Annotated in this window: 18 protein-coding genes; 10 read left to right on the top strand and 8 right to left on the bottom strand. The window is 41.3% G+C overall.

The window, feature by feature from the left end; translation table 11 throughout:
- Positions 1-34 precede the first annotated feature (34 nt).
- Entirely contained in the window at positions 35-775 is a 741-nt protein-coding gene (locus tag LQ203_RS19835; RefSeq protein WP_230160585.1) for a MerR family transcriptional regulator, read from the bottom strand.
- A gap of 85 nt (positions 776-860) precedes the next feature.
- On the opposite strand from LQ203_RS19835, the gene LQ203_RS19830 reads away from it, so the two are divergent.
- The 8 genes from LQ203_RS19830 (at position 861) to LQ203_RS19800 (ending at position 9,265) form a co-directional block, all read left to right on the top strand.
- A complete protein-coding gene (locus LQ203_RS19830; protein WP_230160584.1) occupies positions 861-1,565 on the top strand; it encodes a CPBP family intramembrane glutamic endopeptidase in 705 nt (234 codons plus the stop codon).
- 213 nt (positions 1,566-1,778) lie between these two features.
- Entirely contained in the window at positions 1,779-3,836 is a 2,058-nt protein-coding gene (locus LQ203_RS19825; RefSeq protein WP_230160582.1) for a carbon starvation CstA family protein, read from the top strand.
- 13 nt (positions 3,837-3,849) lie between these two features.
- Entirely contained in the window at positions 3,850-4,053 is a 204-nt protein-coding gene (locus LQ203_RS19820) for a YbdD/YjiX family protein (protein WP_230160580.1), read from the top strand.
- 711 nt (positions 4,054-4,764) lie between these two features.
- The gene (locus LQ203_RS19815) at positions 4,765-5,979 is read left to right on the top strand and encodes an ammonium transporter (protein WP_230160578.1); all 1,215 of its coding nucleotides are present in this window, start codon (positions 4,765-4,767) and stop codon (positions 5,977-5,979) included.
- Positions 5,980-5,990: 11 nt separating this feature from the next.
- A complete protein-coding gene (locus LQ203_RS19810) occupies positions 5,991-6,353 on the top strand; it encodes a P-II family nitrogen regulator (protein WP_230160576.1) in 363 nt (120 codons plus the stop codon).
- 62 nt (positions 6,354-6,415) lie between these two features.
- A complete protein-coding gene (gene fbpA, locus LQ203_RS27710; protein WP_356714859.1) occupies positions 6,416-6,598 on the top strand; it encodes a Fur-regulated basic protein FbpA in 183 nt (60 codons plus the stop codon).
- Positions 6,599-6,957: 359 nt separating this feature from the next.
- Positions 6,958-7,608: a LytTR family DNA-binding domain-containing protein gene (locus LQ203_RS19805; protein WP_230160574.1), complete on the top strand. Its 651-nt coding sequence runs from the start codon at positions 6,958-6,960 to the stop codon at positions 7,606-7,608.
- A 130-nt stretch (positions 7,609-7,738) separates the two neighbouring features.
- Positions 7,739-9,265, top strand: a complete 1,527-nt coding sequence (locus LQ203_RS19800; RefSeq protein ID WP_230160572.1) for an acetyl-CoA hydrolase/transferase family protein — start codon at positions 7,739-7,741, stop codon at positions 9,263-9,265.
- A 75-nt stretch (positions 9,266-9,340) separates the two neighbouring features.
- Here the strand turns inward: LQ203_RS19800 and LQ203_RS19795 are convergent, their stop codons facing one another.
- Positions 9,341-9,907: a hypothetical protein gene (locus LQ203_RS19795; RefSeq protein WP_230160570.1), complete on the bottom strand. Its 567-nt coding sequence runs from the start codon at positions 9,905-9,907 to the stop codon at positions 9,341-9,343.
- 151 nt (positions 9,908-10,058) lie between these two features.
- On the opposite strand from LQ203_RS19795, the gene LQ203_RS19790 reads away from it, so the two are divergent.
- On the top strand, positions 10,059-11,165 hold the full coding sequence (locus tag LQ203_RS19790) for an AI-2E family transporter (protein ID WP_230160568.1): 1,107 nt from the start codon (positions 10,059-10,061) through the stop codon (positions 11,163-11,165).
- 54 nt (positions 11,166-11,219) lie between these two features.
- Here LQ203_RS19790 and LQ203_RS19785 read toward each other — a convergent pair whose 3' ends face one another.
- The 5 genes from LQ203_RS19785 to LQ203_RS19765 all read right to left on the bottom strand — a co-directional run bounded on the left by LQ203_RS19785 (position 11,220) and on the right by LQ203_RS19765 (position 17,364).
- Positions 11,220-12,638 carry an NAD-dependent succinate-semialdehyde dehydrogenase gene (locus LQ203_RS19785; protein WP_230160566.1) on the bottom strand — a complete coding sequence of 473 codons (1,419 nt, stop codon included), beginning with the start codon at positions 12,636-12,638 and terminating at the stop codon, positions 11,220-11,222.
- Between the two features lie 214 nt (positions 12,639-12,852).
- Complete coding sequence (locus tag LQ203_RS19780; protein WP_230160563.1) at positions 12,853-14,121, bottom strand: dicarboxylate/amino acid:cation symporter; 1,269 nt, start codon at positions 14,119-14,121, stop codon at positions 12,853-12,855.
- Positions 14,122-14,352: 231 nt separating this feature from the next.
- The gene (locus LQ203_RS19775; protein WP_230160562.1) at positions 14,353-15,264 is read right to left on the bottom strand and encodes a 2-dehydropantoate 2-reductase; all 912 of its coding nucleotides are present in this window, start codon (positions 15,262-15,264) and stop codon (positions 14,353-14,355) included.
- Positions 15,265-15,420: 156 nt separating this feature from the next.
- Positions 15,421-15,975, bottom strand: coding sequence for a 3D domain-containing protein (locus LQ203_RS19770; protein ID WP_230160560.1), 555 nt, complete (start codon positions 15,973-15,975; stop codon positions 15,421-15,423).
- A gap of 324 nt (positions 15,976-16,299) precedes the next feature.
- Positions 16,300-17,364 carry a M20/M25/M40 family metallo-hydrolase gene (locus LQ203_RS19765; protein WP_230160558.1) on the bottom strand — a complete coding sequence of 355 codons (1,065 nt, stop codon included), beginning with the start codon at positions 17,362-17,364 and terminating at the stop codon, positions 16,300-16,302.
- Positions 17,365-17,525: 161 nt separating this feature from the next.
- Here LQ203_RS19765 and LQ203_RS19760 point away from each other — a divergent pair, with 161 nt between their 5' ends.
- Positions 17,526-18,032, top strand: a complete 507-nt coding sequence (locus LQ203_RS19760; RefSeq protein WP_230160556.1) for a general stress protein — start codon at positions 17,526-17,528, stop codon at positions 18,030-18,032.
- A gap of 50 nt (positions 18,033-18,082) precedes the next feature.
- On the opposite strand, the gene LQ203_RS19755 is transcribed toward LQ203_RS19760, so the two are convergent.
- Complete coding sequence (locus LQ203_RS19755) at positions 18,083-20,074, bottom strand: methyl-accepting chemotaxis protein (RefSeq protein ID WP_230160554.1); 1,992 nt, start codon at positions 20,072-20,074, stop codon at positions 18,083-18,085.
- Positions 20,075-20,231: the final 157 nt, after the last annotated feature.

Raw genomic sequence — 20,231 nt, 5'->3', positions numbered from 1 at the left:
TTAGGCGCACATTTTTTATGTTGATCACAAAACCTTATACTTTGGACTTGCAATCCGTTTCGTTTAACGAGGCAATTGCCTCTTCTAAAAATATGAGGATTTCTTCCTTTACCGGATATAAACCTGCCGAGGAAGAGTCAGCTGCGGATTTACGGACTTCCCAGAATTTCTCCTCTAGATCTTTGTTTCCTTCGAAAATCAATTCGGATAAAAGCAGGCAATCTTCAGCGAGCAGCCTTCCTTCCTCGGATTCGGCAGGAAATCCTTTTTTGATGGTTAATTCTATACGTTTTATTAGGTTGATCCATTGTTTCGTTTGGATATTATCTTTTTCCATCTTAGGTAGTTTGTCCAAGGATTGCCGTTCTTCCTTGCTGAAGAATTGATCACGATTATGTTCTTTTCTTTTGATTAGCGGCAGCAGCAGCTCCCAATCGAGATCTCCTTCGACTTCTATGCTATTTAACAAGGTTTGGATGTTCTTAAGAGTGTTTTCCGCTTCTCCTATGCTTGATAGTGTCTGTTGTTGTTGATGAAGGAGCAATTCTTTGAAGGCCTTTTTATCCAACACGGTCTTTATATCATCTAAAGAGACCGAAAGGCTTTTAAGTAAGCAAATTTTTTCAAGCCTTTTGAGGTCTTTTTCCGTATAATACCGGCGGCCATTTGCGTGTCGGAACTCAGGTGTCAGTAATTGGATTTGGTCGTAATACCGAATCGTTCTAATCGTAACGTTCGCCAGTTTGGACAATTGCCCCACGGTCCAAAATTCCATTGTCTTACCTCCAAATTAATATTGAAGATGACGTTGCGTCATCATCTACACTTACATTATAGCTTAACTGAACAGGAGGGATAAAATGGATTTTGACAAAGATGAGTATTTTAAAGATGATCCTTGGGGAATTAAGGAAGGAGTATGGATGTTGGGGTTATCATGTTTCATTGTGCCTGTTTTCATTGAAAACTTGCTGAGAGAGCAGTTCGATTCATTTTTTCGGAATAGTTTATATGCAGGAACGACCATGGGCTTCATTATGGCCATCGTTTTTATGTTGGGGGTTTATTTCGTATGCTTAAAGCCTTGCAGCTTATCTTGGAAGGAAGTGGGGGTTCGCCGATTTGCGGCGTCTTACTGGGGGCCGATAGCAGGTTGGACCATTGTATTGATAATTAGCAGTATTATGGTGCTTGCCCTGATGATGTCCGCAGGGGGAACGTATGAAAATGAAAAAACGGAAAGTGTAAAACAGAATGTCACAATCTTTAATTTCTTCATAGGCTTCATTTCTGCCGCCATCATTTCTCCCGTTTATGAGGAGATCTTTTATCGGGGTTTCATATACCGTTGGGTCAGAGTCCGAACGGGAAAGTGCAGGGGAATGTTCATAAGCTCCTTCCTTTTCATGATCGTTCATATCCCTACTTATAATACATTAATGATCAATTTTATAAGCGGGTTGGTAATTGCTTGGGCATACGAAAAGACAGGGTCCATCTGGCCATCTGTTTTGATTCATGGAATATTTAACGGACTGGCTGTGATATTGACGTTCATATCCTGAAGTGACCAAAAGATAAAGTGGAACAAGAGGGATAAATCGACAAGATATTTGTAAATACATGACAAATTGACTTAATTCCTATTGCTAAAAAACCTTATAATAACATATAATTCTGAATATACGTAAAATTCTTTAAATTAAATGGATCATAGTCTAACTCCATATGATATGAAGATTTTTTATAGTAAACCGAATGAGAGGAGATGGTGAAAAATGAAAGCGCTTAAGTCGGTCATTCTTTGGGGAATTATATCTGCTGTGGGTGCGGTAAGTTTTGGCTTCGTCGCGTTAAACCGTGGGGAAAGTATTAATGCCATGTGGATTGTCACTGCAGCACTCTGTGTTTATTCAATTGCGTATCGCTTTTATAGTAAATTCATTGCACAGAAAGTGTTTGAGCTAGATGATGATCGCCAGACCCCATCGGAAGCGAATAATGATGGGAAGGACTACGTTCCTACGAATAAGTGGGTGTTGTTTGGTCACCATTTTGCGGCAATTGCCGGAGCCGGTCCCCTCGTAGGTCCAATCCTTGCGGCGCAAATGGGATATTTGCCAGGAACACTATGGCTTGTAGTCGGAGTTGTTTTAGCTGGTGCCGTTCAGGATTTCGTTATTCTCTTCGGTTCGATGCGCCGTAACGGTAAATCTTTGGGGGAGATGATCAAAGAGGAAATTGGACCGATTACAGGTTTGATTGCGATGATCGGAATCCTCGGCATCATGGTTATCTTATTAGCGGTACTTGCCCTTGTTGTTGTAAAAGCGCTGGTAGGCAGTCCTTGGGGGATGTTCACGATTGCCTCGACGATACCGATTGCAGTCCTCATGGGCATCTACATGCGATATATAAGGCCCGGTCGTGTTGGAGAAGGTTCCATTATTGGCATCGTTCTATTGATGCTTGCGTTATTTTTCGGCCGCTTTGTATCCGAAAGTGCTACATTGGCGCCAATGTTCACATTCAATGGGGAAACGATCGCCATCATGTTGATTGTATATGGCTTCGTTGCTTCTGTTTTGCCGGTATGGATGCTATTGGCACCGCGTGATTATTTAAGTACATTCTTGAAAATCGGAACGATCATCGGACTTGCACTTGGTATTTTTATCGTCATGCCGAGCCTGGAAATGCCTGCTGTCACTCAATTCATTGATGGAACAGGACCCGTTTTCTCCGGGAATTTGTTCCCATTCTTATTCATTACGATCGCTTGTGGAGCGGTATCGGGATTCCATGCACTCGTTTCATCGGGGACAACTCCTAAAATGATTGAACGTGAATCCCATTCGCGTCCTATCGGATACGGGGCTATGTTGACTGAATCCTTTGTAGCCATCATGGCGATGATAGCAGCCTGTGTACTGACTCCGGGAATTTATTTCGCTATTAACAGCCCAGGTGCCGTCGTGGGAACGAATCCGGCTCAAGTGGCGGCTACGATATCCGATTGGGGTTTCATTTTGACACCTGAAATGATTACCGGTTTAGCAGATGATGTTGGGGAAGAGACCATTTTATCACGTACTGGAGGAGCGCCAACCTTTGCAATCGGTATGGCCCATATCTTTTCGAAAGTGGTTGGTGGAGCATCCCTGATGGCGTTCTGGTATCATTTTGCGATTCTGTTCGAGGCCTTGTTCATATTGACGACCATTGATGCAGGAACCAGGGTAGGGCGTTTTATGATACAGGATATTATCGGAACTTTTTACAAGCCGTTTGCCGCAACGGAAAAATGGCTGCCTAATATTATTGCGACAGCCATTTGTGTAATTGGCTGGGGATACTTCCTTTATCAAGGGGTCATCGATCCTCTTGGTGGGATCAATACCCTCTGGCCGTTGTTTGGAATTGCGAATCAGATGCTTTCAGCCATTGCATTGCTGCTTGGGACGACAGTCCTTTTCAAAATGGGCAAAAAAGCGTATACATGGGTCACTCTCGTGCCTACTACATTCTTATTGATAGTGACCATGACGGCGGGATGGCAAAAGCTGTTCCATGAAAACCCTGCCATTGGCTTTTTAGCTCATAAGGATAAATTTAGTGCAGCCTATGATAATGGGGACATTCTTGCTCCGGCAGCCACTCTAGCCGAGATGAAACGGGTTATCGTCAATGATTATGTGGATGCAGCCCTTTGTGCCATCTTCATGATCGTTGTAATCACTGTCCTGATTTCTGCCATAAGGTTGTGGATAAAGGTCTTGAAGAATCAAAATACAGATTTACATGAATCACCTTATGTATCTAGAAGGACATCATAAGGGAGGGGTGGCAGTGTTGAAAAGATTGATTAAGATTCTCAGCTACAGAAAACAGTTTGTCAGTTTGCTTGTCGGCGTGCCTAGTTATGATACCTATGTGGCGCATATGAGAGTTCACCATCCGAAAGATCCTGTAAAGACGAGGAAAGAATTTTTCTGTGAAGCACAGGATGAACGATATAACGCAAAAGGCGGGAAAGTGTCTCGTTGCTGTTAACTGAATATCCGTTGAAGGGTCCTCATTTGAGGGCCCTTTTTTAGTTATAAAAGGGAGGAAGGGAAAATAGGCAAATGGCCCGTTAATGGCCTTAAACTGGCGAGAAAAATCGTATCGTTTTGAGGGCAGCTTCCCCTTATATATGTGGTTTATAGATAATGGATACGGAACTATTTTAGAGTAGTTTGTTAGTAAGTCCCTGTAAGGTAGATTTATTTATAATCGCCCGGTTAGTCAGAATAAACCACATGCATATTGCTTGTGGGTGCAAGAGATGAAAAATGCAAATATTTCTGTGAAGTAGACAGTTGAAAAAAGAGTGTAGTAAAAACCAGCCCTTTCTCGATATTAAATCGGAGAAGGGCTGTTGCATTTGCGAAAGATTAAGGTTGCCCATTCCTTTGATCATCCCCATTCATAAAAAAATTTGCTCTAACTTTAACTTAACCTTTACCATTTATCCCTCCAAATTTTTCTTTATCTTCGGATTTCCTCTTAACTAATTATAAGAAACGTATTCCATTAAGTGGGTATCGAGACTGGATCATTATTTTGTGTTTCTTTACTTAAAACGATGTTATTAAACCTAACGTTATTTTTGTTAAATCAAAAAAAATAGTTGAATTATTAGAAAATTAAGTTTATGATAAAAAATATAACATCAACGTGTTAATAAACATAACATAAATATAAAAGGGGGAAAAAAACAAAATGCAAAATGCAGATTCGGTATTTATGTTTTTGGCGACAATGATGGTTTGGCTCATGACACCAGGGATTGCCTTATTTTATGGAGGGATGGTAAAAAGTAAAAATGTCCTGAATACCGCTATGCATAGTTACATGCCACTGGCAGTCATTTCGATTCTTTGGGTGCTGATCGGATATTCACTATCATTTGCACCAGGAAATACACTCCTAGGCGGTCTGGATTGGGTTGGTTTAAAAGATGTTGGCTTCGAACCTGGTCCATACAGCGAAACAATTCCTCATAGCTTATTCATGTTATTCCAAATGACCTTTGCCGTTTTAACCGTCTCGATCATTGCAGGTGGCATAGCCGAGCGGATGAAGTTTTCAGCATTTTTGATTTTTACAATCCTTTGGTCTTTATTCGTATACGCCCCTGTTGCTCACTGGGTATGGGGAGGAGGCTGGTTAGCAGAACTGGGTGCACTGGATTTTGCAGGGGGCAACGTTGTTCATATTTCTTCTGGGGTTGCCGGACTGGTATTAGCGATCCTGTTAGGCAAAAGGAAAGAATCGGGGGACAGCGCGCCACATAACCTTCCTTTAACATTTCTTGGCGGAACATTAATCTGGTTCGGTTGGTACGGCTTCAACGTAGGAAGTGCATTGACAATCAATGAAGTGGCGATGAATGTATTCGTTAATACAGCAGTTGCAGCAGCTGCAGGCATCATTGGCTGGTTGATCGTTGAGTATATGGCTAATAAAAAGGCGACATTGCTGGGGGCCGTATCCGGAGCGATTTCTGGGTTGGTTGCCATTACACCAGCTTGCGGATTCGTAACGCCTGCATCATCCATCATCATCGGAGTCGTTGGCGGGGCCGTATGTTTTTGGGGAGTATTCTTCTTGAAGAATAAACTGGGATACGACGACGCCCTCGATGCATTCGGGCTACACGGTATCGGTGGAACATGGGGTGGCGTCGCTACAGGTTTATTCGCAACCACTTCCGTCAATGAAGCTGGAGCTAATGGTGTATTCTATGGTGACTTCAATTTACTGTGGAAGCAGCTTGTAGCGATCGTGGCGACTTATATTTTCGTTGCAGTGGTGACTTATATCATAGCTAAAGTCATTAACGTTTTCGTTCCGTTACGTGTCAGTGAAGAAGATGAATCCATGGGGCTAGACATAACGCTTCATGGTGAAAAAGCCTATCACGAATCAATTTAAGGGGGGATCATATGTCCGAGGTTTTAACGAAAATAGAGATCATAACACGTCCTATAAAGTTCGAACAATTCAAAGCGGAATTGGCAAAAATAGGAGTGAGCGGAATGACTGTATCGGAAGTAAAAGGAACGGGTCTTCAGAAAAGTTATGTGGAAACATATAGAGGTAGAAATAGGGAAATGTCATTACATGACCGGATGAAAATCGAAATCGTCGTTTGCGAAGTACCAGTTCAGGATGTTGTGGATGTAGCAAGAAAATTCTTAAGCACCGGTAAACCTGGCGACGGTAAAATCTTCATTTATGAATTGGCGAATGTTGTTAATATCCGTACAGGAAAAGAGGGGCATGATGCGTTAAAGAATGATCTCTAATTTTGTGATGATCATTCCGAGCGAATATGCCGGAACCATAGGTCAAAGAAAGGGAGTTGAAAATGGGGAGACTGGTCCGAATTGTTAATGCAAAAAAACAGAAGATCATTAATACACTCATTTCAGAGGGGGTATATCAACCCGATGACCGACTCTTTTTATTCGATTTACCATTAAAAAAGTTAGAGGAAATTTTATCCCTTCGTATAAAGTCCTCGATTCAAAATCCCCGTTTAAAAAAATAGCCACTTAGCCGTAATCCTTTGTAAGGAGAACGGCTTTTTTCCTGTTAATCCCAAAATTAGAAGTAGTATTTTAATCGTATATAGCGTTGCGCTAAATTATATATATAACGAAACTTTTTTCTTGAATCCCCCATGGAAATCGGGGAGCTTTCCAACTATAATGAATAAGGACATAAATTTAAATCCAATTTTATTGCTTTTTTTGACACTTTTCGCTTAGTTAACTCGTTTTTTCTTTATTTTGCGAAAAAGTTAATACAAAAAATGTAAGTCTTCGTATAATCCATGAATTATGTCGCGAATGCCCTGTTTAATAATGGGCAAATTAATTAATATGTTCTTTTAAGAGGTGAAGGGAAATGGATCAATTTACGGTCGAATCCGTTTTAAATATCATAAGGGAATTTGTACCGAAGGATGCTTCAATTTCTGTGGCTGATTCTGAAAAATACATTTATTACCAACCTAGTAAGCAGGTTGACTTAAGAATAAAACCGGGTGATTTAATAAGTAAAAACACAGCGACGTACAAAGCGTTGAGTGTTCGTAAAAAAATTGGGGTACAAGTTGAAAGTAATGTATTTGGCGTACCTTACTATGGGTTAAGTGTACCAATTATGGACGAGGGCAATCCTTTGGGGGCGGTAACGGCCATTTTACCGTCAAAGCCATTAATCTTACCGACATCATTTTTGACCATTAAAATAGATGACCGCTGGATTCCGCTTCCATATGACGAAATTATGTATTTAGAAGCTCAAAATAGGAAAACTAGAATTCAGTCCGAAGATGTGAGTGGATTTCATAAAATGAACTTAAGTGAATTAGAATTCATTTTACCGAGTGATTTATTCATTCGGGTGCATCGTTCGTACATCGTCAATATCAACTATATACATGAGATTCTTCCTGATTTTCATTCTACATTTTTACTTATAATGAAGGACAATTCAAAAATCCAAGTCAGTCAAACTTATGCAAGTCAATTCAGAAGAGCGCTGGGATTTTAGGGTTTCTCCTTTATGTGATAAAAATGCTGGTTTGTGCTCTATTTAAGGCTTTTCATTCGAAAATGAATGTGACAATTACACGGGCTTGATAAAATTAAGTGTAAGAAAAGCGAAAATGGGGGTCTTTTGTATGAACGAAAGCGTTTTCAAAAAAATTCGCAATGAACAATTCAAGGGGAAAGTTGTAACAGCGGAAGAAGCAGCTTCATGGATCAAAGATGGGATGAAACTTGGTATGAGTGGATTCACTCGTGCTGGTGATGCTAAAGTTATCCCGATGGCTCTAGTCGAAAGGGCTAAAACAGAAAAATTTAAAGTTGACGTTTTTACTGGTGCTTCATTAGGACCGGAAGTCGACCAACATATGGCGGAAGTGGGTATCATTAACAAACGCTTACCGTTCCAAGCGGATAAAGGTATTCGTAATAAAATAAACGCTGATGAAGTCACTTATGTGGATCAGCATTTATCTCATACAGCTGAACAAGTTCGTCAAGGCATTGTCGGACCAATCGATTTTGCGATCATCGAAGCATTGGCGATTACAGAAGAAGGATTAATCATCCCGACCACTTCTGTTGGGAACTCAGCCATCTTCGTTCAAGAAGCGAAACATGTAATCATTGAATTGAATGTTTCTCATCCAGAAGGATTGGAAGGCATGCATGATATATATACACCAGCAAAGCAAGGGGAGCGTGAGCCGATTCCTATGACTAGCGTAAGCGATCGTCTAGGATCAATCGGTATCCAAGTTGACCCTGAAAAGGTAATGGGTATCGTCGTTTCAACAGATCTTGATGCACCTTCTACAATCGTGCCGCCGGATGAAGAAACAGCAACCATTGCCAACCACCTTATTGACTTCCTTCGTGAAGAAATCAAGGCTGGCCGTTTAACTGAAAGTCTTGCTCCGCTTCAATCAGGAGTAGGGTCAGTGGCTAATGCCGTATTCGCTGGCTTCCTTGATTCTGAATTTAAAGATTTGGAAGTGTATTCAGAGGTACTTCAAGATGCGGTATTCGATTTAATCGATGCTGGAAAAGTTAAATTCGCTTCAGGTTGTTCAATTACATTAGCTGAAGAAAAAGGAAAGCAAGTTTACGGTGAGCTTGATAAATACCGCGATAAACTAGTTCTCCGTCCGCAAGAAATATCTAACCATCCTGAAATCATCCGTCGTCTTGGATTGATTTCAATCAATACGGCGTTAGAGTGTGATATTTATGGTAACGTAAACTCCACGCATGTTTCTGGGACAAGAATGATGAATGGAATCGGTGGATCGGGAGACTTTGCCCGTAACTCACGCCTAGGTATTTTCGTAACGAAATCATATGCAAAAGGCGGCAATATCTCTAGTATCGTTCCTTTCGTTTCTCATGTGGACCACACTGAGCATGATGTGGATGTATTAGTGACAGAGCAAGGGATCGCTGATTTACGTGGTCTGGCACCAAAAGAGCGCGTGGAGTTAATCATTGAAAACTGTGCACATCCTGATTACCGTCCGCAGCTTCGTGCATACTTCACAGAAGCTGTTGCGCAAACTGGAGGACACCAAACTCCGCATATTCTTGAAAAAGCATTCTCTTGGCATACGAACCTAGCTAAAAACGGTACGATGCTTGAAGCAGCTCTTCAAGATCAAAAATAAGAGTCAAAACCCCGCCAATACGGCGGGGTTTTTTTTATTTGGGTTCAGCTCTTTGCGGTTCAACATTTCTTTTATTTATTTTAGAGGTGTTGGCATCACGTCTTTTGGTATTGGGCAAACATATGATTCGCCGCCTAATCGATTTTGTAGTTCTTGGTTTGCTTGTTTGATTAGTTCTGGATTTTGCATGACTTCAGCTGCTGTGGCTGCCATGACTTTACCGGCATGTAGCATTCCTTTATGAGCAATGGAAGTAGTACCGGTTGCAACAGCTTGCCATGTGTGCAATTGTGTTCCAAGCGCGAGACAAACGGTAGAACATTGAGCTGTCGGTACAATCCAGCTTACGTCACCTACATCTGTGCTTCCTGGCATAATGATTTTTTCCATGTTTTCATTATAAGGCAGCAGAAGATCTGAAAGTGATTTACCTCTTAATTGCATAATCGCTGCTTTCAATTCGCCGTCCACATTATACCCTAGACCAGTACCTTTTTCTTGCTCAGTTAGCGTCCTTTGAATTTCGGCGGCAAATTTCTTCTCTGATTCATCAAAATTAGGAACTCCTAATTCTTTGAAGTTTTTGTACATGACTTTTTCTAATGTGTGGTTTGGAATTATATAGATAGGGAACAGTATCATTAGGCTTTTTTCTTTTACTTTTGCATATAATTATACATTCAAGTTATAGAAGTATGGTAAACTGCTAACAATGAAGGATGATCATACATAGAATTTTTCGTTTCCTTAGAAATAAGGAGTCATATAGAATGCTTATAGTGGAGGAGATTATTTGTTCAAGCAAAAACTGCATTTTTGGACGTTAGAGTTATTACTATTGTCTTTACTTTTTTATGTTGGTACTAAAATTTCTTTTCTTTTTGAACCAATCGTGATTTTTACCTCAACATTGTTCTTTCCCATCTTGATTTCAGGTTTTCTCTACTTTTTGTTCAACCCTACCGTTGATTTCCTTGTTAAAAGGAGAGTGCCAAGGGGATTGGCGATTTTATTGCTTTACGTATTTTTCCTTGGGTTGATTAGTTTACTGGTTGGTCTGGTTGGTCCATCACTTTCTAAACAGGTTACGGACTTAATCAATAACCTTCCGGATTATTTCAATCAAGTAAGGAAGTTCATTGAAGATTCAGCTGAATCAAAATGGTTTTTGTGGACGGTTGAACAAGATTATGTACCTCTGCAAGAAGTAGGGGATTCGCTGCAAAAATATTTGACGAACTTACCTAGTAATATAACAAACAGTTTGTCTTCGGTTTTCAGTGTGGTCACGAATATTACTTTAGTGATCGTAACGGTTCCTTTCATCCTATTTTATATGTTGAAGGATGGAGATAAACTTCCGAGTGCCATCATGAAATTCGTACCGGTTAGCTATAGAAAGCCAGCTTTAACAGTACTTCAGGAAACTGGCGGGACGCTTACTACATACATACAAGGGCAGATGCTTGTTTGTATGTTTGTCGGGATCGGAACGTTCATCGGGTATTTGATCATTGGTTTGCCTTATGCGTTCTTATTCGCGCTGATTGGTGCTGTAACCAATATCATTCCATATGTAGGTCCGTTTATCGGAGCCGCTCCTGCTGTTATTGTGGCGTTGATTCATTCACCGACCGAGGCGTTATTGGTCATTCTGGTTGTAACGGTCATTCAGCAATTGGATGGTAATTTCATTTCACCGTTAGTCATCGGGAAAAAATTGAACACACATCCGCTTACCATCATCATCCTTTTGCTCGTTGCCGGAAACATTGCCGGTATCATCGGCATGATTTTGGCCGTTCCGACTTATTCCGTTGTTAAAACGATTGTATTGAATATCGTTAAGTTCATCAGGATCCGTAAAGAGGAAAAGCTTGAAGAAGACATATTGGAATGAAAAAAGGGGACCGACTCATTTGAGCTGGTCCCTTTTTCTTAGTGTCTGAATACTTTACAAACCTAAAGAAATATATTTTACTTCCAGGAATTCTTCGATGCCTTGGTGTCCGCCTTCACGGCCAAGCCCGCTTTGCTTGAATCCTCCAAAAGGAGCTTGTGGAACGGAAGGAAGTCCATCATTCAAACCTACAATACCAAATTCAAGTGCCTCGGTAAATTTGATGCCTTTGGTGATATTTTCAGTGAAAACGTATGCCGCTAATCCGAAAATGGAGTCATTTGCCCTTTTGATTGCCTCTTCATCAGTCTTGAAGGTGGCAATTGGAGCTAGTGGTCCGAATGTTTCTTCCTTCATGCAGAGCATGCTGTCATCAATGTTTGATAGTACGGTTGGTTCAAGAAAAAGACCCCCGATTGATTTTCCGCCTGCCTCGAGCTTAGCGCCGCTGCTGATCGCTTCATCAATTTGCTTTTGAACCTTGTCCACAGCATTTTGGTCGATAAGCGGACCAATATCGACGCCATCTTCCAATCCGTTGCCTACTTTTAGTTCTTTAACTTTGGCTACAAGCTTTTCGATAAAAGTTTCTTGAATGGCTTCGTGGACATAAATGCGATTTGAACAGACGCATGTTTGTCCAGCATTTCGGAATTTTGAACTGATGATGCCATCGACCGCTTTATTAAGGTCGGCATCTTCAAGAACGATTGCTGGTGCGTGACCTCCGAGTTCAAGCGAGATTTTTTTTACCGTGTCGGCCGATCCTCTCATTAGGGTTTTACCGACTTCTGTAGAACCGGTAAACGTCAATTTACGGACTCTTGTATCTTGAAGCCAGGTTTCACCGATTTCTGATGATTTTCCTGTCACGACATTGATGACTCCTTTTGGAATGCCAGCTTCCTCTGCCAATTCAGCCATTTTTAAAGCGGTAATTGGAGTCAGGTTTGCAGGTTTAATGACGACCGTGCAGCCGACAGCAAGGGCGGGTGCCACTTTTCTTGTAATCATCGCGGCAGGGAAGTTCCATGGCGTAATGACAGCCACAACACCAACTGGCTGTTTGGTCACGAAAAGCCGCTTATTGGAGACGGACGCAGGAATCGTTTCGCCGTACACCCGTTTTCCTTCTTCGGCAAACCAAGATAGAAAGCCATTTGCATAGGTCATTTCACCAAGCGCCTCTTTATATGGTTTACCTTGTTCTTCAGTCATGATTTTAGCTAATTCAGCTTTATTATCATCAATTAATCGATGCCATTTCCAAATTAATTCAGCCCGTTCGTAGACTGAGAGTGCCGCCCAATCGTTAAAGGCCTCATAAGCGGCATCTGCAGCCTTCGCCGCTTCAGTTGCACCGCCTTTAGGGACGGTGGCAACGACTTCATCCGTTGCTGGATTAATGACCTCAATTTTATCCAAACCAAAATCCGACCACTCACCGTTAATAAATAATCCGTAATCCTTCATGATAAAACCTCCCATTTTGGTTAAATCCATCAAACTACTAAAATAACTCTTAACCTTATACTTTTACCTGTTACATAAAAGTATAAACATTTTTTAGTGATTCTGAAATTTTTTTGATTGGCTTTTTTTAGAAACTCGTATATTCATTGAAGGAAGGAGAGAGAAGGCATAAAAAAAGGCGTGCAATGAGCACACCTCTTTTTCATGATTTCATTTATTTTTCAGATGAGACGGCCACTTCACCCATATCACCGGACACGCCTTGATTTGGATTGAATTCACCTTCGGATTTAGAGATGACCACAGTAGCGACACTGTTACCGATTAGGTTAGTGATGGCACGTGCTTCAGACATGAAGCGGTCGACTCCAAGCAGGAGGGCCATTCCTTCAACTGGAATCATAGGGAAAGCAGCTAATGTTGCAGCAAGTGTAATGAATCCAGAACCTGTTACACCAGCAGCTCCTTTGGATGTTAACATCAAGATTCCCAGAAGGGTCAATTCCTGCCAGATGCTTAAATCGACACCATAGGCTTGGGCGATGAAAATCGCTGCCATGGATAAGTAGATGGATGTGCCATCAAGATTGAAAGAATAACCAGTCGGGACAACCAACCCGACCACCGATTTGGAACAGCCGTATTTTTCGAGTTTTTTCATCACGCTTGGCAGAGCCGATTCTGATGATGAAGTACCTAATACTAATAGGATTTCTTCTTTTAAATAGGCTATGAATTTGAAAATATTAAAGCCGTAGATTTTTGCGATCGTGCCAAGGATAAAAATGATGAATAGTGCCATAGTGATATATACGCTACCCATTAATTGTCCTAAAGAGCTTAGAGAACCAAGGCCAAACTTACCGATTGTATAAGCCATTGCTCCAAATGCTGCCAGTGGAGAGACTTTCATGATCATGCCGACGATGCCGAAGAAAATATCGGCAATATGCTGAAAGAAGGAAACGACTGGCTGCACTCTCGGTCCCATTGCAGCCATTGATAATCCGAATAATACGGCAAAGAATAGAATAGGGAGTAAGTCTCCGCCAGCCAATGCGGCAACGGCATTATCAGGAATAATATTAGAAATGAAAGCAATGGCGCCATGTTCCGTTTCGGAAGCGGCTGTTGTATATTGTGATACATCTCCGCCTTCGACTGAGTCGATGTTAAACCCTTTACCAGGTCCCAACAGATTGACTACGATGATTCCGATGGCAAGGGCGAACGTGGTAACGATTTCAAAATAGAGCAAGGCCTTTCCGCCGATGCGGCCGACCTTTTTCATATCGCCCATACCGCCAATTCCTATTACGACGGTTAAGAAGATGATTGGTGCAATGACCATTTTAATCATTTTAATAAATAAATCAGCTAATATCTTCAGCTGTTCACCGAAAGCAGGAAAGAAGAAACCGACTGTTATACCTAGAATGATACCGATGACGACCTGAACGGTTAGATTTTTTAATATTTTCAAGGTGCATTCTCCTTTGTTATATGATAGCGCTTTCTTAACTTAACTTTAGTGTAACAGAATAAAGAATCAGAATATTCTTTTGGTGATATTGTTCTTTTTGGTCTTTTTGGTCTGAGGATTATTTATAAATGGTGGGGAAGGGGAGGAATTAATAATGATTTAGGGTTGATGTAAGATAGAGCCCGAAGAGACGCAAAAAAAATACCGGTGTAACACCGGTATTAGAGTGAATTAATTTTCAAATGGCTTTATGAGTGCATAAAGGGTTCCGATTACAGGAAGCTTCAAACCGGCCTTGTCAGCAAGACGCAGTGCGCCGCCCTGTAAATGCTCCACTTCAAGGGTTTGGCCTTTCCGACGGTCCTGATGCATGGATGAGGTGGATTCATCCGGTAAACCTGCCATGTTTTCCAGCGCCTGAGCAACATTCTGCCCGGTAATTCCGACGTCATAAGCGTTTGCAAGATCCTTCATTTCAACAAGGACCTTTTCTAGCAATCCATTTGTTTCAGGAAAGCTCCGTATCTTGCCGATAGGGAGGTTGGATGCGGTTGTTACACCGGAGAATGCGGTAATGAACATGTATTTGATCCACATCCTCATTAATATGTTTTCCGTTCTGCTTGCCCTCATGATAGCTGATCCGACCGCCTGTTCAAATTCATCACAAATCGACATCTGTGATGGGTGAAGCGGGCCATAGATTAAATCGTGATTATCATTGGAGTGAATGACATGACCCTTTTCATCAAGAGTGGCGATGATGAATGCGCTTCCTCCCATGACGGCTTCCCCGCCAAGTTCGTCCTGTAAAATCGAGATATGCTCCAATCCATTTAAAAGCGGAAGGACCTTTGCGCCCTTTTCAACAAGAACCTTTAAGTCTGGGATAGTACCAGGGAGATGCTGACCCTTTACGGCGAGGATGACCAGGTCAACTTTTCCTAAATCATTAACATTTTCAATGATATGCGTTTCGTTAAATTGGTAGTTTCCGTGCGGGCTGGTAATACGAAGGCTGTTTTCTTCCAATTGTTTGGCCCGGTTTTTTCTGACCAGGTATTGAACATGCTGCCCGGCCTCCTGTAATCTTCCTCCAAAGTAGGAACCGAGTGCCCCGGCGCCAATAATGACAATATTCAAAGTGCACACCTCTCTTTTAATTAAGATGTACTAATCATAACATTGACGGAATTTTCGGTAAATATTTAACGTATGATGGTAACATGTTGTTTAGAAGTGTTACGAATGGGGAAAAACAAAAAACCAGCCTGATAGGTTTCAGGCTGGTACTTACTATTATTTATAGACTTTGACTTTGACCGTTTTTCTACCCCAATTGATAGCTTTTGATTTAGAAGAGTAGAAGACGTCAATTTTATTCCCTTTGATTGCGCCGCCTTTATCTGCCGCAATGGCCTCCCCGTATCCCTCTACGTGAACTTTTGTTCCTAGTGGAATGACCTTAGGGTCGACTGAAATGGCTTTTACTTTAGGGTTTTTCTTTAAGTTAAGACCTGATGCTGTAATACCGCTGCAACCTTTACAATCCGCAGTGTAAGCTGTCGCATTCACGGTGATCGTTTTATATTTCTTGGCTGATGTCGTTTTAGCTTTAGGTTTAGAAGATGTTGAAGTTTGCTTAACCTTTAAAACTTGTTTTGGATGGATGTTATCTTTTTTCAGGTTGTTCCAACTTTTGAGTTGATTGACTGTTATATTATGTTTATTGGCGATACCCCATAGTGTGTCGCCGCTTTTGACTTTGTATGTAGTAGTAGCAGCCGATGAAACTCCGGAAAAACTAAATACCAGGAAGAAAGCAGTGAAAAGTGGAAGTAGTATTTTTTTCAAAATGAATAGTCTCCTTTGTTTTAAATCGTAGACTTAGAATAACAGGTCTATATGACAATAATGTTTCGGTGGAATAGTAATTGTGTTACAAAAAAATTTCTCTTGATAAATAAATGTAATATATCGTGGGTATAAAGCCCTTGTTTTTAAAATGATATTCATTATTTATGTTGTCAGTATGAGCACTTTTTTGTTTAATGATGTTGGTAAAATGGTATATTTTGTAAAAAAAAGCAACGTAATAATAGATAATTTATTTCTATATATTTTTAGAAAGTAAAAAAACCGACATCTACGAGATGCCGGCTTTTAATATGAGTAGAATTAAGCTAACACAAATTCAGATGCGAAATCGATTAGCATTTTTTGATAGACTGCAACAGATTCGAGATTCACGCATTCCCTGTCGCCATGCCAGTTCTCCCCTTTTGGTCCAAATTCAATGGCCGGAATACCATATGCCGCGAAAAAGACAGTATCCGCGGAACCGTGTTGTCCAAAAATGACAGCCTCTTGATTGGTGTTCTTTTCGATAATTGGACGCAGCAGCGTGATGAATGGTTCTGACTCTTCTGTTTTTACAGGCTTACTGTACATATTAAGGTAGATATTCTTACCTGTCACACTTTCAATCTGAGCAATGATTTCTTCCATGGTTTGCGTAGGAAGATAGCGAATATCAAGGCTGAGCAAGCAGGCATCTGGTACCTTATTATAGACATCTCCACCTTTTATTTTTGCTAGGTTAAGTGAAGGTGATGAATACAGGGGCGTATGATCCCGGGTGAAAGGAAGTTCCTTTATTTTTTGATAGAGCTCATATGCCTTTTCGATCGCATTCACGCCTTCCCACGGACGGCTACCGTGTGCGGATTTACCGGATACTTCAATATCGAGGCGAAGGGCCCCCTTTGCCTGGAGGCCGATTCCCAATTGCGTCGGTTCTGCACAGATTACGAAGTCCCCTCTGTAACCATGTTTTGCTAAATATCCAGAACAGTTCAACCCGCCAATTTCTTCATCCGATACGATTTGCAGCTGGATTTTCAAACCGAGGTTCCTATCTTTCAGTTCGGAAAATGCACACATCATCCCTGCAACCCCTGCTTTCATATCGGCAGCCCCGCGTCCATATAAATTACCTTCATGAATCTCGGGGAAAAATTGATCCGGCGTCCCGCTGACAACATCGACATGGCCATTCCAAATGAGGGTCTTATCTCCGCTGCCAATCTCGCTAACTAGCATTCTATACCCGTTATTAACGATTACATTCACGGCAAGACCTTGCTTTTTAAGCCAATTCGCACAGTATTCAACCGCTTCATTGGCTCCTTCTTTCGATGAACTGTCAATTGATACTAAGTCTTTAAGTAACTCGATGAGCAAACAGAAAACCTCCTAAAATATGCATACTATCATTATATATACCCTTTCTAAGTTACGGTTAACTAAAAATATTTTCCTGTTAAAAAACGTTTAGATCTTTCATTTCCTAGGGTATGTAAAGGGGGAGCGACAATTTACATTCTTTAAGGAGGATGATAGATATGGATAAGCGCATAATTGGTGTATATGAAACTGGTGAAGAGGCAATTAAGGCTGTTGAGAGCCTGCAGGCCGAAGGATATAATCGTGAAGATATTTCAGTAGTAGCGAAAGATAAAGAAGAATTAAAGACAGTGAATGACGAAACGGGTACAAAGGTTGAAGAAGGACTGGCAGCAGGTGCAGCGACCGGAGGTATTTTGGGCGGAACTGCCGGGTTATTAGCAGGTGTTGGTGCGTTGGCGATTCCAGGAATCGGACCAGTACTGGCAGCTGGACCGCTTGCAGCAACATTAGCGGGTGCGGCTGTGGGTGCTGGGACAGGCGGTTTGGCCGGTACATTAATCGGCATGGGCATACCAGAAGAAGACGCGGATCGTTATGAAGCCGATGTAAAGAGTGGCAAGCTGCTTGTGTTAGTCGATTCAGATGCACGTAAATCAAATTCCTCTTATTCAGGAATTACAGAAACGGATGAAACGCTGACGCACAGTAGAAGAACTCTATAAATCATAAAGTAAAAAAAGGACGGATCCCTATGGACCGTCCTTTTTTTTGATTAAAATGTAAAAGTCTTTATTTCATTGTGCATTTCCTGGGAGAGGGCATCCAATTCATTAGCCAAGGCATTTAATTGCTCCATGGAAGCATTCGTTTGTTCGATGGAAGCAGATACTTCCTCAGTTCCGGCCGCAGTTTCCTGGCTGATTGAGTTTAATTGTTCTGCATTGCCGGCCATCCGTGTGACCTCGGATACCATATCGTTCATCATTTTCTTTATTTCGTCAAAATTGCTGAATGTGCTCGCGATAATGGATGCAATATGACTGAAGGCATTTTCCGTATCCGTTACGGAAGTATCCTGATAACGGATTTTTTGATTGACTTGATCTATTAAATGGACAGTATTGGTTGTATCGGTTTGCATGGCTCGAATGATTTCCGAGATTTCCTTCAGGGAGTGTTCCGTTTGCTCTGCCAATTTCTTCACCTCATTGGCAACAACGGCAAACCCTTTTCCATGCTCACCAGCCCGGGCTGCCTCAATGGCAGCATTTAAAGCGAGTAAATTTGTCTGTCCGGCAATTCCGCTTATGGTCTTTACGATCGCGCTAATATCATGGGAACGTGCATCCAATGATTGGACTGCCGTGCTCATCTTATTGGATATCAGGGACGTTTCATTGAATTGCTGTTTTAGGTCCTTCACTTGCGTGATTCCGTTTTCGGAAGCCTTGAACATGTTCTCGGATTCCATGGCCATTTTGCTCGTTTGCGCTTCAAGATCATTGATTTTGTCAGCTAAAAGCTTTACAGCATTTTCGTTATTTTGACTGACTTCAATCTGATCGATGGCACCGGCTGCTATTTGTTCCATCGTCATGGCCACTTCATTTGCTGCAGCTGAATTCTCATCTGCACTAGCCACAAGCGTCATGGAGGAATCGGATACTTTATCGGAAAGGTTGTTGACCTTCTCTAACATATGGCTCATATTCCGGGTCATGATGCTGGTGTCTTCTGCAAGTTGTCCAATCTCATCTTTCCTGGAGTTGGAAATTTTGGATGTGAAATCGCCGTCAGCCATTTTTCGGATGGATTCTTGCAGCTTTTTAATGGGATTCGTTAACGATCGGGTGATGAAGACAGCAGAAAGTACAGTGACAGTGAAGACGACTAACAGTGTGATGATATTATCGATTATCAGCGAACTTGATCTGTCTTTCACTTCGTTTTCTTCCATTACTCCAGCTATTCGCCATCCCGTGGTTGGGTTTGTGGCGTATCCGATGATCTGGCTTTCTCCTTCAAATTCTTCGATCATGGATCCAGATTCACTTTTCATTTTTTTGAAAATATTTTCCGTCGATATATCTTGTTGAATTTTTTCTTTAACTGGATGGGTAACGAATGAGCCTTTCTTATCCACCAAAACCGTATAACCCGTTTCACCGAATTTCATTTGGTTAACCATCGTGACCAACGTGTCGATAGAGATGTCGACACCGAGCACGCCTATTAATTCATCACCATCATATATGGCCTTTGCTGCGGTAATGACAAGTGTATTCGTAGCCTGATCTGTATATGGTTCGGTCCAAATCGTCTTGTTTTTTTCTTTCAATGCGGATTGATACCACTCCCTTTGTCTTGGATCAAAGTCAGCCGGTAATTCAGCTTTTGGGAATATTAATGTTTTCCCATCGTTCTCTGTGCCAAGGTATAAGCCATTTATTTCTGAGTTGCTGGATTGGGTATTGGAAAACTCACTTATTATGGAATCGGGGTTCTTATCATAAGCACCCATGATAGGATACTTACTCATCCTATCCAATTGATCTTCCGTTTTTTGAAAGAAAATTTCGAAAGAATCGTCCATTGACTTGACTTGCTCCTTCGTCGTTATGGTAAGTTCCTCGGTCGTCAAATCGATACTATTTTTATAACTCATGTAAGAGATGGCCAATCCGCTAATCATGATCATAGCTAAAAAAGGAATCAATATTTGTTTTTTTAGCGAATTAAAATACCAGTTTGTAAGTCTTTTCATATTGACAATGCTCCTTATGTACCTTTAATTTAATTTTGGCTTCTATAAGATATTTCGGTCTGCATTCACTTTTTTGAAGCTTTAAGTTAGAAAATTCCCATAATTAGTTGTGCTTGGGAGTGCGGATTTCAAAAAAGGTATTATACGGGTAGGCGAG

The organism is Peribacillus sp. Bi96, assembly GCF_918698115.1.
Classification (GTDB): Bacteria; Bacillota; Bacilli; order Bacillales; family DSM-1321; genus Peribacillus.
The sequence above is the reverse complement of the archived record's forward strand: the minus strand, read 5'-3'. Positions and strand labels throughout refer to the sequence as shown.

Bases quoted from the DNA above. Each gene is read 5' to 3' on its own strand.
- LQ203_RS19835 (WP_230160585.1), bottom strand. From the start codon at position 775: ATGGAATTTTGGACCGTGGGGCAATTGTCCAAACTGGCGAACGTTACG.
- LQ203_RS19830 (WP_230160584.1), top strand. From the start codon at position 861: ATGGATTTTGACAAAGATGAGTATTTTAAAGATGATCCTTGGGGAATT.
- LQ203_RS19825 (WP_230160582.1), top strand. From the start codon at position 1,779: ATGAAAGCGCTTAAGTCGGTCATTCTTTGGGGAATTATATCTGCTGTG.
- LQ203_RS19815 (WP_230160578.1), top strand. From the start codon at position 4,765: ATGCAAAATGCAGATTCGGTATTTATGTTTTTGGCGACAATGATGGTT.
- LQ203_RS19810 (WP_230160576.1), top strand. From the start codon at position 5,991: ATGTCCGAGGTTTTAACGAAAATAGAGATCATAACACGTCCTATAAAG.
- fbpA (WP_356714859.1), top strand. From the start codon at position 6,416: ATGGGGAGACTGGTCCGAATTGTTAATGCAAAAAAACAGAAGATCATT.
- LQ203_RS19805 (WP_230160574.1), top strand. From the start codon at position 6,958: ATGGATCAATTTACGGTCGAATCCGTTTTAAATATCATAAGGGAATTT.
- LQ203_RS19800 (WP_230160572.1), top strand. From the start codon at position 7,739: ATGAACGAAAGCGTTTTCAAAAAAATTCGCAATGAACAATTCAAGGGG.
- LQ203_RS19795 (WP_230160570.1), bottom strand. From the start codon at position 9,907: ATGATACTGTTCCCTATCTATATAATTCCAAACCACACATTAGAAAAA.
- LQ203_RS19785 (WP_230160566.1), bottom strand. From the start codon at position 12,638: ATGAAGGATTACGGATTATTTATTAACGGTGAGTGGTCGGATTTTGGT.
- LQ203_RS19760 (WP_230160556.1), top strand. From the start codon at position 17,526: ATGGATAAGCGCATAATTGGTGTATATGAAACTGGTGAAGAGGCAATT.
- LQ203_RS19755 (WP_230160554.1), bottom strand. From the start codon at position 20,074: ATGAAAAGACTTACAAACTGGTATTTTAATTCGCTAAAAAAACAAATA.